A 15,509-nucleotide genomic window follows, 5' to 3' on the forward strand; every position below is an offset into this window, starting at 1 on the left:
TTCGCTCTAATACGCTTGATAACACTATAAACCATCCTATCATGAAGTATAACACCTTAAGTAAATGAATTCCTAACGGACCAGAAAAACTTCTCCCCTGCCTTCAACCCTGTAGTATAATGTTAAAATGCTGAAAAAAATCAAGATTACGGCCCGTTCGTGGGTCCAATAATGGAAAGGAAGAAATTATTATGAGTCTTACAGCAGATGGACCATCTGTCTCAACACAACAACCTCAAACTCGATCGCGCCGTCTGCAAGCGGTGTTGATTCTGGGCTGTTTATCAGCCTTCGGCCCATTCTCCTTAGATATGTATTTGCCAGCATTACCATCCCTGGCGAAAGATCTAAATACGACCGCTTCGATGGCACAGCTCAGCCTTACCTCTTGCCTGCTTGGTCTGGCGATTGGGCAGCTCATCGTGGGTCCATTGAGCGATATGCGCGGCAGACGGATGCCGCTAATCATCTCGCTGACGATGTACGCAATCAGCTCTTTACTCTGCGTATTCGCTCCAACCGCAGGATTGCTGAATGTACTTCGCTTCATTCAAGGTCTGTCCGGTTCAGCTGGCATCGTGCTATCCCGTGCCGTCGTGCGTGATATGTACTCCGGTACTGAACTGACCAAGTTCTTCTCGATGCTTATGCTAGTGAACGGGGCAGCACCAATCCTGGCGCCAATCTTCGGCGGTCAGCTGTTGGCCTACGTCTCCTGGCGCGGCGTATTCGTCGTATTGTCCCTCATCGGCGTTATTATGATGCTGTCGGTTCTACTTGGCCTGCCAGAAACATTGCCGAAGGAGAAACGTCAATCTGGCGGATTAGGGGTTACACTTCGCACCTTCCGCAAGCTGCTCATGGATCGCTTATTTATCGGATATTGCTTGTCACAAGGATTAATTACAGCTGCAATGTTCGCTTATATATCTGGCTCTTCCTTCGTTCTGCAAAATATTTATAGCGTATCGGAACAGACCTACAGTTTGATCTTTGCGATGAACGGGGCCGGTATCATTATCGCGAGTCAACTCACCGGACGCCTGGTAAATCGCTTTAAAGAGACTAGACTGCTGCGCTTCGGGCTAGTCCTGGCTGCGATATCATCCGTTGCCCTGCTAATCGCAATTATACTTCATGGGGGCTTGGCTTCGATCCTGATTCCACTGTTCTTCGTCGTCTCCTGTGTCGGGATTGTCGGAACCGCCAGCTTCACCCTGGCAATGCAGGATCAAGGCGAATCAGCAGGTAGTGCATCCGCCTTACTCGGTCTGCTACCTTATATTCTTGGTGCCGCTGTAGCACCGCTGGTCGGTCTTGGCGGAGACATGAACGCTCTGCCGATGGGAATCGTCATCGCTGCGGCTGATATCGGTGCAGTCATCTGTTATCTTCTCATCGTACAGAGAAATAATTATAATCTGAAGTAACAAAAATCATACCATCTTATAAACCCTGCTTCATGTACAGCAAAAGACAGCATCTCCCACAGACGATCCAGATCGATCTTCTGCAGTGGAGATGCTGTCTTTTTTTATATTATTTTAATCCCTTAACCTCGAATCCGTAGATTCGTGCTGCCGTATCTCCGCCCTGTGTCGGCTTCTCAACGATCAGCTTGGCATAGCGGGCCGAAGTCAGCGCGATCGCATGCTTACTGACTCCTTTCGTATTGTCATTGACATCTACGGCATCTGTCCAGTTCTCCCCATCCAGGCTAAGCTGAATTTTGAAGACTCTCGTATTGAAGGCTGCTGGCTCGCCACCTGCTTCGGCATGCTTAATGACGAATTCGCTGACCTTATGCTCACTGCCGAGATCAATGGTCAGCGTATGCGGCGCATCGCCGACTGCACACCATTTCGTACGGTCATCGCCATCCACAGCAAACTGTGGTGCTTCCTTCTCATTAACGAAGCTGGATGCAGTCGCCTTCTGGTTCAGGGCAAGATCCGCAACACCGCCAGCCGCTTCCTTCATTACCGTAATCATTTGACGACTGACCACATCTTCGCCTTCACTATTCTTGGCTGTGAGCGTAACCTCATAAGTTCCTTCCTCTAAATAAGTAACTACCGGATTTTGTTCCGTACTGGAGGAAGGTTCGCCACCCGGGAAGCTCCAATTCCAGCTCTCCGTAACTTCAGATGATTTGTCCGTAAATTTCACGCTATCTCCAGGAGCGATTAGAGTCTGATCCGCTTCAAATGCGGCCACAGGCTTCGGATAGGCCGGCCACTCAAAAGCTACCCCAGCTGGCTTGCCAGCTTCATAGTGACGATTCATCGGAACGACAACCAGCTTCGTCTCCGCTTCCTTCTCTAGCCGTCTCATTTCCGGTACATAGTATACCGTATTTCCAGTCAGCCCCATCAGTTCATATTTGCCATCCGGCTTCACGCGATAAACTTGGTAGTACAGCACATCCTCCTGGTTCTTGGGAGCACTCCATGACAATCTAGCGTCGCCATAGATACCATCACGGAAATCATTTTCCGTTACTTTGAGATCTGAAACCTCCTTTGGCGTCTTGGCCTTATCATTCACATTTGTAACAGCCAACTGGCCGATATTCGCTTGATAATCCTTAATCACGGTCTCGCTCTCAAATTCTAGTGACAAGCCTACGATCGTCCGTCCCTTATATTGATTCAGACGCACCTGACCTTGCAGCCAGTTCTGACTATCCCCGGCCTGCGTCCATTTCTTTGGTTCGAAGAAAGTATACTTATCCGGAGCATCTGAGAAAGCAACGCCGATCTTCACCTTGCCAGCCTCTGAATTCGATTGATAGATCACCGACAATTCCGTTGTTGCTTCAACTGGCATATTCGCCTTATACAGCTTCAGATGTGTCGGATTTGCAGGTGACAGATCACCTTCCAGCTTCAAAGAACTGCCTCCATTATAAGCTGTGCTGAAGTCAAAGCTCGGAGCGAGCGGAGTAGCGCCATCCTTCGTCTCGGCGATCCAGCGCCAAGTCGGTAGAATATCCTGTAGACTGCGGTTGCTCCAATCCTTCTCGCGCATCACCTTGCCGTTAAGCGCATACAAATGTCCGTTGCCGGTATTGAAATGGGTGATAAATTCCGAGCCATCAATCACGCTCTTATCGACAATATCATGCGCAATGCCTCTCCAGGAGTACGGATTGTCCCCCTCGGCTGATCCGGTATCTTGCGGATTTTTATTGTGGCCAACCCAGAAGATCTCTTCCTTCTCCATGTATTCCTCTTGCGTCTTCGAGCTGTTAAATGTCCAGTCCGGACGATAGATGCCAAGAGAAGTGGTCGCCTCTTTGCCATCCGGGAAGAGAACCGGCCAATTATACTCCCCATTGTATCCGTTCGCTTCCACATCAATGCCGGCGAACAGATCATACGGGCTGCGGCCAAGATCGGCCGCTTTTTGCGGCGAATTCAGATAAGGCGTCACATAGTCGTACTTGCCGTTCACTTCGTCCTTGTACTGCCAGCGGAAATCCAGGAACATCTGGTCGGAGACACGAGTCTTGTCATCCTGGAAGAACATCTTATTCTTATCAGTTAGAGCGCCCTGCCATTTAATCTGCCCTTCGTCGATCATGGAATCATACCAGACGACCTCCATCTTAGGCCCCTTGATCTGCTGCATGTACTTAAGGAACTGCTGCATCTTCGCTGCATCTTCTTTGTTGGCTCCTTGGGTCTCTTGGTTAATGAACCAACCGTCAAAGCCATAATAGTTGGCTACTTCAATCAGCTTATCAGCTACCGGGAAGGTTCCATCCTGGCGCTGGTGCAGTAGATCCTTCATCCAGTCAATCTTACCGCCATGTTCTGTCTGCGGAAGGAATACTGTACCCAGTACTGGCACACCGTTCTTATGAGCCGCATCAATGACATCGGCGCTCGGCGGCACGATCAGGCCCTCACCTGCTGATCCGCCCCACATGACCAGCTTGTCGATATATTGCCAGAAGCTGAACGTATATGAATGGAAGTTCTCAGACCCTTGTGATGGAGCGCCGCTCGTGCTTGGATACATCGAGGAAAGCGCTATCACTTTTGGCTGAACTTTAGAGGCAGCATTGGTCTTCAAGCCCTGGAAGCGTCCTTCCTTCAACTCCACTGTACCCCGATTAAATGGCGCATCTTTATCCTTCGCCGCGGACCATTCCAAGAGTGTATTCGGATACCAATAGGAGGAATGAGGCTGCGCAGCTTGGGCCTGGCCACTGAAGCCGAACAAGGTCATGGCAAGCACTGCACTCCCTGCCATCATGGCAATCTGATGCTTCCTCTTCGATCTCATCAAGTAATTATCTTTTGCTCGTTTCATTAAATTGCCTCCTTTGTCTGATTAAAATCTATTGAAGCAGAACTATTTAGAAAGAGAGAAACGGTTAATCTCTCAACCGTTTCTCTAATTTATAACCCTATGAGTCCATTATTTTTGCTCAGCTTTCCAAGCATCGAATTGCTTTTGAGCTTCAGCGATAACTTTATCAATACCGGCATCCTTGAACTTCTGGATGGCCTTCGGCAAGTATTCGTCCGGATCTACGGAGCCCGTGTACAGCGAAGGAATGAATTCCTTAGCTACGTTCGTTACCGAAGCCACTTCTGTCTTAACAGGTGCCGTATCGAAGTTGAAGCCAAAGGTTGGTGCTACGATCGCCGAGGAGTTGAATTTCTCAAATGCATCCCATTTATCCTTCGGTTCACCATCATGCAGATAAGTCAGGAACATATTGCCCAGTGCAAAGCCTGGCATAGCATAGCTCTCTTGCATTGCAGGAAGGTCTTCAATGTACGGATCTTCCAACTTCTTATAGTGCACATCTTCAATACCGTATTGAATCAAGTTACGCAGATAAGCATCTGTGTTAAGCAAGTTCAGGAACATCATCGAACGCTCAGGATTTTTCGAGTAAGAGGAAATCGCGAGCATGGAACCAGCAGCAGAGCTAGTGTAGATTACTGGAGTATGCATTGGTCTGGAGATGATGTCATAACCAGCGCTTCTCGACCAGCCAAGTTCTGCGTATGGTTGGATAATCTCACGGTCTACCAGCCATTTGCCTGTCTTCATATTATCGATGCCGTCCAGAGTAGCTACATCCTCGCGTACATAGCCGGCTTTGTAGTAGTTGCGCATCGTATTCAAATTAGCTTTCAATTCAGGTGTTTCCAGCAGGTTTGTGAATTTGAAATCCTTCGAATCCAGATACATACCGATCGGAATTTCGTCGCCAAGCAGGAAATCTACCGGCAAGTATGGCTTAAAGCCCTTAGGTACTGCTAGCGGAGTAATGTCCGCAGACTCGTTCTCTTTGATGGTCTTCAGCAATGGCTCAAGATCCTCAAGAGTCGTCACGTTGGAAATATCGAGATTGTACTTATCAACATATTTCTTGTTGAAGCGCCATACCCATTGTTGAGCCAATTCCTTGTTGGCAGGAACACCATAGTTAACGCCATTTACTTTCGTACCTTCTAGGAAGCGAGGATCAAGTACTTCCTTGATTCCTTTGCCATATTGATCAAGCAGATCATTCAATGGCATAAATGCACCTTTAGCAGCGTTTGGCAGATAATCAAATGCCCAGGAGCTTGTAAATGCGATATCGTAATCTTCACCGGAGCTGGTAATAACCTGCATGCGCTGGCTATAGTCGCCCCAATCAATCATCGTAATATCCACTTTCGCATTGATCTTCTCAGTTACATATTTATTGATCTCTTCCTGTACCTTAGGCAGATCCTTCTGGTTAGGTCCGATCAAATACAGCTTCAAGGTTACCGGGTCCAGCTTAGAAACATCGATAGTGCCGTCATTCTGTACGGCATTCTGTTCCTTGCCGGATGATGCTTTGTTCTCCTTCTTGTCTCCGCATCCGGCAAGTACTACAGACAGCAGCATAACCAGCGCTAGTGACAACAATGATAACTTTTTCTTGGTCATTTTCTTTCCCCCTGAACTAAATTTTGTAATTGCATTTATTGAAACCGCTTAACAATTCGCCCGGATAACCGGCCGGACGAATGTCCGGCCCATTCCTGAAGCTAAATGGTTAGTGCGGTGACAACCATGATTAGATGTTTAACCCTTTACGGAGCCTACCGTCAAGCCTTGTACGAAATAACGCTGGAAGAACGGATAAGCTAGAACGATTGGAGTGGTAGCGAGAACAACCATCGCCATCCTTACAGTCTCTTGCGGCATCGTCGCAGCGAAATCTACCGAAGAACCGATATTTTGCGCATTCTGAATCAGAAAGTCCATATTCTTCTCAATTTTCATCAACAAGAACTGCATCGGCGGCGTAACCTTCGGGCTATTGAAGTACAACAGCGCGTTGAACCAGTCATTCCAATATCCGAGTGAGCTGAACAGACCGATTGTTGCAATCCCTGGTAGCGATACCGGTAATACGATTCTGGCAAAGGTCAGAAACTCTCCAGCCCCATCGATTTTCGCAGATTCAATAATTTCCTCTGGAATCGTAGTCTGGAAGAACGTCCGCATGACAATGATGAAGAATGCGTTCATCGATAATGGGAAGATCAGAGCCCAGATCGTGTTCTGCAAGTGCAGGAACTGTGTCATTACGATGTAGCCTGGAACCATACCGCCTGAGAATAACATCGTGAAAAACGCCAGGAAGCTGAAAAATCCACGGAATTCAAAGCTTCTTCTTGATAGCGCATAAGCGTAGGTCGTAACTAGCGTTAAGCTAAGCAAGGTACCTAACACAGTGACGAGCAGCGTTACCCCGAATGATCCAAGCAGCTCGCTGCCCGATTTGAAAATATATTCGTAAGCCTGTGTGCTTAATTTGCTTGGAAACAAGCTAAATCCATTAAGCGCCAGTGTCTGTTCGTCCGTAAACGATATGATAATGACGTAGATGAACGGAAAGATGCAAGAGAATGTAAACAATCCAATGATGACATTAAATATTGCATTCCAGAAAGGCGATATGGAGTTATAATCGCGCTTCTTCTTTCTTCTCCCCGCTTCTAACTGTCCGGCGGGCTGTGTCGTAGCTTGTGGCATAATAGCACCTCCGTTAAATTAGAAGATCGCATGATCTCTTTCGATTTTTCTGACGATGTAGTTAGCGAGCAAGATCAGCACCAATCCAACGAGTGATTGATACAGACCGGCTGCCGTACTCATCCCGATATCACCCATATTAATCAAGCCGCGATATACGAAGGTATCGATAACGTTGGTCACTGGATACAGCGCGCCCGAATCCTTAGGCAATTGATAGAATAGACCAAAGTCTGAACGGAAAATTCCGCCGATTGCCAGAATCGTCAAAATAATCATTAACGGTTTAAGCAGAGGTATCGTTATGTAACGAATTTGCTTCCACTTCGTCGCCCCATCAATTACCGCAGCTTCATAATAGGATTTATCAATCCCTGTAAGAGAAGCGAGATAGACAACGCTGTTATAGCCGACCCCTTTCCAGATCCCGACAAGTACAAGGATGAACGGCCAATATTTCGGTTCGGAATACCAGCTTATTTTGTCTCCACCGAAGAGTGTAATAATGTGGTTCAGCGTCCCCTTATCCATGCTCAGGAAGGTAAAGGCGAAATAACTGATAATGACCCAGGATAGAAAGTGCGGCAGGAACATCCCTGTCTGATACACCTTCGCCATCTTCTTGTTCACCAATTCATTCAGCATAATCGCAAAGGCCACTGCGATGATAAGCCCCAAGAATATGAAGAACAGATTGTACAAAATCGTGTTCCTGGTAATGATGTAAGCGTCATTGGTTGAAAACAGATACTCGAAATTTTTGAACCCGACCCACTCACTGTTAATCACGCTGGCAAAGAAGCCATCGCGGCTAATTCGGAAATCCTTGAATGCAAGAACCGTACCGAACATAGGCAAGTAAGCAAAAATTAAAAACCAAATTGTCCCTGGCAAAATCATGATCAGCAAAGCCCTGTTTCTAATCACTTTCTTTAAAAATGCTGCCATGATTCTCTCCCCCCTTTACTGCTGTCATCCTCTGGTGCCTGAAAAGCCCGCTTGGATGGAATATGGAATCTAGCATCTTCTAACTGCTTCTATTTTCCCAAGAAAGCGCTACCTGCAACAAGTTGAAAAATGCTCGAATCATATGTACAAATTAAAGAAATATGTACAAAATTAAAGAACCGCCCGCATACACGGACGGTCCTCAGCGCATTGCAATGATATTTACTTCGTGTACATATGCCTTAGTTCTGTCGGAGAAACACCCGCATATTTCTTGAATTGCCGATAGAAATAAGACGTATCGGTATAGCCCACACTAACTGCAATCTCCGCTGTCTTCTGATCCGTATGAATTAACAATTGCGTCGCTTTCTCAATCCGATATTGGTTCACATAATCGGAGAAGCTGAGGCCCACCTCCTGCTGGAACAACTGGCCTAAATAGTTCGGATGCATATCCAGCTTCTGACTCAACGTTTTGAGCGATAATTCCTCGGCATAGTGCTCCTTCACCTGCTCGAGCAGCATAGCTACATGTCCACTATACTCTTGCTGAACCGTATCCCGGTTGCCCAAGCTTCGCTGTACAACCGAAATAATATGCCGAATCAGTCCCTGAATCGTGTTCATTCTGGCAAGGGCTGCGAACACCTCGCTGTAATCGGGGCGATCCTCCATATCCTTCGCACTCAGCATGAGCTGAATCGCCATGTTCATACACTCGCTTCTTGGGATGATATCATTCTCGAATTGTCCGAGGAGCATCGACTCGATGAATTCGATAACGGGCTCTTGCTTCCCATCGATCAGTAGTCTTACATACTTTTCCTGATCCCATATTACTGGACGAGACTCTTCCACCTTCGTTAGCAGTCCGTTCATATATACTGTTCTGTCCTGACTCGAGATGAGACATTGCTGGAACACCCGCTTGGCCTGCTTGTAACTATCTTGAACACCATAGAAATCGCTGCTGACAGCGCTGCTTACCGCCCATACCGGCAGTCCGGTCATCTCAGAGATTCTCCTCGCCGTGGCTGGAGCGTTCTCCAATATGGTCTGATGATGCTCGGGATGATCAGAGACATAGAGCATCACCAGGTCTTCGTCCGCATCCGGGAAGCAGATCACCTCATCCTCTTTATCGATAGCTTCCCGCGCGATAACGCCGCATTCCTCGCTCAATCCGTGCAGACGATACAACCGGGAGATCGGCTTCTCTTCCGAGATGACGCGGAACACTAAAGCCTGAATATATTTATAATCCAGCGGAATTCCCAGCAGTTCGGCACGATGCTTGAACTCCTGACCTTCGATCTCGCCCAGAACCCAGCGCTGCAGAATATTGCTGCGCAGCACTCTCCAATCTTCTTCATAACGGAACAGATTAAGCTCTTCCCGCTCCCAATCTCCGCGAATATGTCTGATTGTCGATTCCAATTCATCAATATTAATTGGCTTCAATATGTAATTCTCAATTCCGAGCGTAATTCCCACTTTTACGTACTCGAATTCCTCATAGCCACTCAAGACTATAAAGCGCGTGCGCGGATGAATCTGCTTCACCCTGCGGATCAGCTCCAGTCCGTTCATACGGGGCATCATAATGTCCGTAATTAATAGATCGACCGGCTCTTCCTTAATTCGTTGCAAGGCGGTCTCTCCATCATTCGCAGATCCGGCTATTTCAATGCCGTACTGCTGCCAGTCCGTAATCGAGCTGAGACCTTGAGCAATCAATGGTTCATCATCTACAAAAAATACCTTTTTCATTATAGTATCCCTTCTTTCAGCATCGGTATTTCCATTCGAACCTCCGTACCTTTTCCAGGCTCACTGGACACGCTCAGACCGTATTCCTCTCCATAGTTCATCCGGATTCTATCATGCACATTGATCAGTCCGATCGAAGGATTGCTCTTCTCCATGAGATTGGAGGACAGTTGAGAAGACCCGGACAGCATCTTGTCGATCTCCTGCATGCGCCCAGCCGGAATACCCATTCCGTTGTCCCGTACAGTAATTACAACCCTCTCCCCTTCCTGCATTGCAAAGATCCTCACCTGATTGTCATCATCAAGAGATCGGAATCCATGCACGATATAATTCTCAACAATCGGCTGCACAAGCAATTTAATGATACTGCAACCACTTATAGCGGGTTCTACCTCGATAGCCACTTCTATCCGACCCTCATAGCGGATTTGCAGCAGATCAAGGTAGATTGAACACATCTCAATCTCTTCCTTGATTGTAATAACCGTGTCCTTCTTCACCATGCCTTTGAACATGACGGAGAGACTGTACACCATCTTGCCGACATCGCGGGCTCCCTCTGAGTAGGCCTTCATTCGAATCGACTCAAGCGTATTGTAGAGAAAATGGGGGTTAATCTGAGATTGCAGAGCCACTAGCTCAGCATGCTTCTGTTTAATCTCGGAGGTGTACATTTTATCAATATATTGCTCCAGCCTCTCACACATATCATTGAATCTTTGTGAAATTTGTTGCAGCTCATCTTCGCCCGGCATTTGGATTCGCGTTGATAAGTCTCCTTCACCGATGCGACTCATGGACACGATGATTCTGCGGATCTTCTTGGAATATTTCCTCATCACGGTAGAAGTCAGCACGAAGCTGGCAACAAAGAACAATAATGTAATGAGTATCAGTGTATTGCGTAGGCTGCCTGTGCTTGCTTCAATCGTCGATTTGGACACGATACCAATGACGGTCAGCCCGGCATTCCCGGTATCGAGCACATTTATCTTGGAGGGTTCATCCAAGTCGATCCATTTGCCTGCCGTGTTCAATTCATAGCGATAAGGATAGTCCTGTCCAACATATTCCCCCGTTGAATCGTATAGAACCTTGCCTTGTGAAGTCATGACCAGCATCTGTCCATGGGTAGCAGGTACCCGACTGCTTAACCAATTCGCAAGCTGCTTGCTGTCAAAATCAACGACCAGCATGCCAATTCTGTCTAGCGTCCATGGATCTTGAAGCTCACGCGCATACGAGTACATCTGGGCAGAAGATGATTTTGCAGTACTATCGGCTTCCGGACTATTGCTCACCGTATCCCAAGTGTAGGCTCGGCGCGTCACCAGCCAGTTGTTCCATGACTCATCGGAACCGCTTTCATATTGTAGCTGTTGCTTCTCTCTTTCGAAGTTCATGCCGAATTTTCGCGGGTAGCTGTAGATAGACACCCTCTTTGCCCCAGGCTCCTGCTCCATATAATTTTTGACTAAGGTACTGTAGGATCGCAGCCGCTGCTCATTCGTCTTCGTAAATTGATTCAGACGGTAGCCCAGGTAGTTCTCATAGGGATTATTGAGGAAATAGACTAGATCATCGCTAAGGGTTGCATCCCCGTATATCTGCTGAATCGTATTCTGAATATTCTCATACTGCCTGTTAAGATATATGCTGAGAACCTGAGCCGTCTTCATATTGGCATCCGTCTCCTCGCGGATAATCCGCTGCAGCTGATACTGATACACCAGTACCGCTGCCGTAACGAACAGCACCATCATGACCGCCGAATACAACAGAATAATCTTATTGAACATTTTCCGCTTCAGATGATTGAGATAAAATCTGCGAATCTTTGACACGAAGGAACACTCCTGTTCATTGATATACTGTCCGCGTTACAGTGTAACATTGGTTCTTCAAATCGGGCAAACTGATTTTTTGTGGAGCTTACTTCTGTAAATGGTTAGCCATTTTATAAAAAAGAGACCGCAGACGTATCTACTTCATACGTTCGCAGTCTCTATTCCACCATGGGCCACTAGTGATATGTCTCAACCATCTGTACATATTGCCGGTGCAATACTTCTAATTGTTGTTCGGCTTGACGCTTTGATCTAGACAAGTGATCCATGAGTTCATCCATTTGGGATGCCTTGGTGATAACCTGATTCATTATCTCCTTGATCCGCCCTTGAACAAACCAGTCCGTGATCAAATTGTCAAAGAAATAGTCGGTGAAGGTGAGAAATCCGTCGATCTTCATATCTACAGATAAGGTATCGCCTACATCGCGCAATTCCTTACTAAATCGCTGCAAATTATTCTCCGCCCTATACACATGCTCCATCGCCTCATCAATGCGGCTGTGCTTGATATGCGTCGAGAACATACCTCCACCCAGCATATCATAAGTGCCCCAGTTCCTGGCCGAATTCAGACTTTCTTCCGCCAGTCCCAAATCTTGCTGTACACTTATTCCCGCATCCAAAGCTTCTTGCAGTTCTTTATTCTGTACCATCAGTTCAGCGAGACGATCCGCAAGCTCCCTCAGCTCTGGGTTACTATCAAGAATCCGTCGTTCCTTCTCTTGAAATAAATGCTCATAGTCCGCTTTCGAATTGCGAACCTCCTGAATCCGCTGCTGTACTTGATCGATCTGCTGCTGCACATCCTGAACCGCTCGTTCGGCATGCTCATACTTAATCTTTGCCTCCAGCGCTTCACGCTGCTCCTCGTCAAGCTTCTCCAGCTTCTTGCCGAGGATAGAGTAGATGAAGGCGGATAACGACGCACCGCTTAAGCGTTCAACATCCTTCTCCTCAGCAGCCAGCCTTCTGCGCGATTGATCCCTGGTACGCTCCAGCTCGACAAGCTCTTCCTGCAGCTGATGAAGTCTTGCCTCCCACTTCTCCATCCCGCGTGCCTTTTCCTTCACCGCAGCAAGCCGTTCATTCAAATCCTCAAACATCCGCATCCCTGCTTTCTGAATATTGGTTCCTGGTCATATAAACGATCAAACTTCCAGCTCCAGAGGGTTGGATAGCTCTCGTCCGACCGAACGGAACGAAAGAATAAGCATAATTATGCTGATTAGAGTAGCAACCAATCCCACCAATAAAGCACTAAAAACATCTATATTCAATGCAAATGGATACACAATCAGTAAGTACACCGAACAGATGAAATAGAATACCCAACGAGCCGTCAGTGAACTGGCCAAATCATGGTGTCCTCTCATAACCAGTAGATGGTATATTTTGATTCTTGATTGTTATAACGTATAGAATCCAAATTGGTTTCATACATCAAGTATCTTATCTGGATTCCCAGGTTAAAGCCCCTAGCCTTTCTACCTCCTGTACTGCCAACTCACAAATCCGATGACTCTCCAGCGCATCGCTGATCGAAATTTGAGGCTGCTTCCCCTCGCGAACACAACTTAGGAAGTGGTCTGTCATGTCGACAAATCCTCTCCGGTACAAAACGGGATCCCAATCCTTGAATTTTAGAAACTTCTCCTCACCATTAGCCAAATGAACGGTAGTATTCAAGCCATCAACGACCCATTTATTACCGGGATTCATCACCTCAAGTACTTCTTCATTTACACCAGAGTCGCGGTTCATCACTCCGATACATGTAAACCCATCACCTTCTAGCTGTAGCGTAATATGATAGAGTTGTCCTTCAAAAATATAAGGTGAGACCTTCACCTGCTTCACTTCACCTGGAGCCAAATAACGCAGCGTATCAACCACATGGATGAAGTCGTCAAAAATAAACCGCCGTGCCACGTCAGGCAAAGCAATACGATTCTTCTGCAGTATGACCATTCGTGGATCTGCTTCGCTTTTTAAAGAAGCGACCATTGGCGCGTATCGGCGGTTGAAGCCTACCATGAGTAGCACTTGATTCTTCTCCGCCAGCTTGGCAATTCTCCCGCATTCCGCATAGTGATAAGAAATAGGCTTATCCACAAATACATGAATTCCGTGAGTGATCAATTGTTCAGCGATCTGGGTATGCGATTCTGTCGCTGTATGTATGAAAGCCGCCTGGATTCCGGCCGTGATTAACTGCTCCACACTTCCCGCCGTCTCGGCGATCCGATATTTAGCCTGCAGAAGCTCCAAAGTCTGGGCATTTCTCGTGCACAGTACCAGTTCGATATCTTCTCGATCCGTCAATACCGGCAAATACGCCTTTCTGGCGATATCGCCAAGTCCAATAATGCCAACCCGCATTTTTATTTCCTCCCTCATAGGTTCTCCTATTCTATGTCTCCACTATATTCTAGGTTTTTATAGAAATCAAAGCATGAGTCTCCTTCGCAGAAACCAGCAAGTTTTACGGCAGGCCTTTTTCATTTTGAAATATACGGGTACAATAGTATAGATTAAAGTAATTTTAAATTATAAGATTTAAAATGAAAGGAAAGACACTATTTCATGATTATTAAACCTAGGACTCGCGGATTCATCTGTACGACCGCACATCCAGTTGGATGTGCCAAGCAGGTACAACAGCAAATTGATTATGTCTCCAAGCAACCTACCATACATGGACCGAAAAATGTACTCGTCATTGGAGCTTCTACAGGTTATGGCCTGGCTTCGCGCGTGGTCGCAGCTTTTGGAGCCGGGGCGAACACTATCGGTGTGTACCGCCCAAGTGGGGCAACAGCTACGCGGACCGCTTCCGCAGGCTGGTACAATTCCGCTGCCTTCGAACAGGCCGCTGAAGCAGCTGGCCTGAAATCTTACAGTGTGACAGGCGATGCCTTCACAGATGAGATCAAAGCTAAGACGGCCAACGTCATTGCCGAGAAGCTGGGCAAAGTTGACATGGTCATTTACAGTGTTGCAACGGCACGTCGCACAGATCCACGAACTGGCGAAACCTTCAACTCTACGTTGAAGCCCATCGGTCAATCGTATACGAACAAGACGGTCAACTTCCACACAGGCGAAATCAGCTCAGTGACATTGGAACCTGCAACAGAGCAAGAAATCAATGATACAGTCGCTGTCATGGGCGGTGACGATTGGAAACTGTGGATTGACACACTGGCGGAAGCCGGAGTCCTCGCTGACGATGTCGTTACGATCGCCTTCTCTTATATTGGCTCGGAGATCACTCAGCCCATCTACCGTGACGGTACGATTGGACAAGCGAAGGATGATCTTGAACGTACGGCCCATGAATTGGATCAGCGCCTGAACAATATCGGAGGGCATGCTTATGTCATCGTCAGCAAGGCGCTCGTGACTCAATCCAGTTCTGCAATTCCGGTTGTGCCCCTCTACATGTCCGCCTTATATAAAGTGATGAAGGAGAAAGGAATTCACGAAGGAACGATTGAACAGATGTATCGGTTGTTCTCCGAGCGGTTATATGGCCCGGATATCGTTCCTATTGATGAAAAAGGACGTATACGCATTGATGATTGGGAAATGCGTGAGGATGTACAAGAAGAGGTTGCGAAGCTATGGGATCTAATGAGTACTGACAACATTTTCGATCTATCCGATCTCTCCGGCTACCGCAAGGAATTCTTCCAGCTATTCGGCTTCGAGGTAGATGGTATCGACTATGAGGCAGATGTTGATCCATCCGTTACTGTTCCTAATGTGAAGTAGACGTATAATATAATCAGACAATGTACACAAAATAGAACTAAAGGTATGGATGCTTGATTTATTCTTTCCGCCCTTTAGTTCTATTATTTTTATTACGGAGGCTCCATACATTTCCGTTAT

10 protein-coding genes are annotated in these 15,509 nt (G+C 47.0%); 2 read left to right on the forward strand and 8 right to left on the reverse strand.

All coding sequences use genetic code 11. The features are described from left to right. The first annotated feature begins 191 nt into the window (after nt 1-191). Entirely contained in the window at nt 192-1,430 is a 1,239-nt protein-coding gene (locus ABD014_RS12725) for a multidrug effflux MFS transporter (RefSeq protein ID WP_343861545.1), read from the forward strand. A 109-nt stretch (nt 1,431-1,539) separates the two neighbouring features. Here the strand turns inward: ABD014_RS12725 and ABD014_RS12730 are convergent, their stop codons facing one another. From ABD014_RS12730 to ABD014_RS12765, 8 genes are all read right to left on the reverse strand, one after another. Next, entirely contained in the window at nt 1,540-4,320 is a 2,781-nt protein-coding gene (locus ABD014_RS12730) for an endo-beta-N-acetylglucosaminidase (RefSeq protein ID WP_343861547.1), read from the reverse strand. A 108-nt stretch (nt 4,321-4,428) separates the two neighbouring features. After that, on the reverse strand, nt 4,429-5,946 hold the full coding sequence (locus ABD014_RS12735) for an ABC transporter substrate-binding protein (RefSeq protein ID WP_343861549.1): 1,518 nt from the start codon (nt 5,944-5,946) through the stop codon (nt 4,429-4,431). Nucleotides 5,947-6,084: 138 nt separating this feature from the next. Beyond that, on the reverse strand, nt 6,085-7,041 hold the full coding sequence (locus tag ABD014_RS12740) for a carbohydrate ABC transporter permease (protein ID WP_343861551.1): 957 nt from the start codon (nt 7,039-7,041) through the stop codon (nt 6,085-6,087). An 18-nt stretch (nt 7,042-7,059) separates the two neighbouring features. Continuing rightward, nucleotides 7,060-7,989 carry an ABC transporter permease gene (locus ABD014_RS12745; RefSeq protein ID WP_126999856.1) on the reverse strand — a complete coding sequence of 310 codons (930 nt, stop codon included), beginning with the start codon at nt 7,987-7,989 and terminating at the stop codon, nt 7,060-7,062. Nucleotides 7,990-8,211: 222 nt separating this feature from the next. Continuing rightward, nucleotides 8,212-9,762 carry a response regulator transcription factor gene (locus ABD014_RS12750; protein WP_343861554.1) on the reverse strand — a complete coding sequence of 517 codons (1,551 nt, stop codon included), beginning with the start codon at nt 9,760-9,762 and terminating at the stop codon, nt 8,212-8,214. Beyond that, on the reverse strand, nt 9,762-11,609 hold the full coding sequence (locus ABD014_RS12755) for a sensor histidine kinase (RefSeq protein ID WP_343861556.1): 1,848 nt from the start codon (nt 11,607-11,609) through the stop codon (nt 9,762-9,764). Before ABD014_RS12755 ends, ABD014_RS12750 begins: the two co-directional genes overlap by 1 nt. Before the next feature lie 179 nt (nt 11,610-11,788). Then, nucleotides 11,789-12,718 carry a hypothetical protein gene (locus tag ABD014_RS12760; protein WP_343861558.1) on the reverse strand — a complete coding sequence of 310 codons (930 nt, stop codon included), beginning with the start codon at nt 12,716-12,718 and terminating at the stop codon, nt 11,789-11,791. Nucleotides 12,719-13,064: 346 nt separating this feature from the next. Next, entirely contained in the window at nt 13,065-13,994 is a 930-nt protein-coding gene (locus ABD014_RS12765) for a Gfo/Idh/MocA family protein (protein ID WP_343861560.1), read from the reverse strand. A gap of 204 nt (nt 13,995-14,198) precedes the next feature. On the opposite strand from ABD014_RS12765, the gene fabV reads away from it, so the two are divergent. Then, nucleotides 14,199-15,389 carry an enoyl-ACP reductase FabV gene (gene fabV, locus ABD014_RS12770; RefSeq protein ID WP_343861562.1) on the forward strand — a complete coding sequence of 397 codons (1,191 nt, stop codon included), beginning with the start codon at nt 14,199-14,201 and terminating at the stop codon, nt 15,387-15,389. The last annotated feature ends 120 nt before the right edge of the window (nt 15,390-15,509 follow it).

It is taken from the genome of Paenibacillus motobuensis, assembly GCF_039521865.1.
Classification (GTDB): domain Bacteria; phylum Bacillota; class Bacilli; order Paenibacillales; family Paenibacillaceae; genus Fontibacillus; species Fontibacillus motobuensis.

Excerpts from the sequence above, each read along its gene's own strand:
- fabV (WP_343861562.1), top strand. The coding sequence starts at position 14,199 with ATGATTATTAAACCTAGGACTCGCGGATTCATCTGTACGACCGCACAT.
- ABD014_RS12735 (WP_343861549.1), bottom strand. The coding sequence starts at position 5,946 with ATGACCAAGAAAAAGTTATCATTGTTGTCACTAGCGCTGGTTATGCTG.
- ABD014_RS12745 (WP_126999856.1), bottom strand. The coding sequence starts at position 7,989 with ATGGCAGCATTTTTAAAGAAAGTGATTAGAAACAGGGCTTTGCTGATC.
- ABD014_RS12730 (WP_343861547.1), bottom strand. The coding sequence starts at position 4,320 with ATGAAACGAGCAAAAGATAATTACTTGATGAGATCGAAGAGGAAGCAT.
- ABD014_RS12765 (WP_343861560.1), bottom strand. The coding sequence starts at position 13,994 with ATGCGGGTTGGCATTATTGGACTTGGCGATATCGCCAGAAAGGCGTAT.
- ABD014_RS12760 (WP_343861558.1), bottom strand. The coding sequence starts at position 12,718 with ATGTTTGAGGATTTGAATGAACGGCTTGCTGCGGTGAAGGAAAAGGCA.
- ABD014_RS12725 (WP_343861545.1), top strand. The coding sequence starts at position 192 with ATGAGTCTTACAGCAGATGGACCATCTGTCTCAACACAACAACCTCAA.
- ABD014_RS12740 (WP_343861551.1), bottom strand. The coding sequence starts at position 7,041 with ATGCCACAAGCTACGACACAGCCCGCCGGACAGTTAGAAGCGGGGAGA.
- ABD014_RS12750 (WP_343861554.1), bottom strand. The coding sequence starts at position 9,762 with ATGAAAAAGGTATTTTTTGTAGATGATGAACCATTGATTGCTCAAGGT.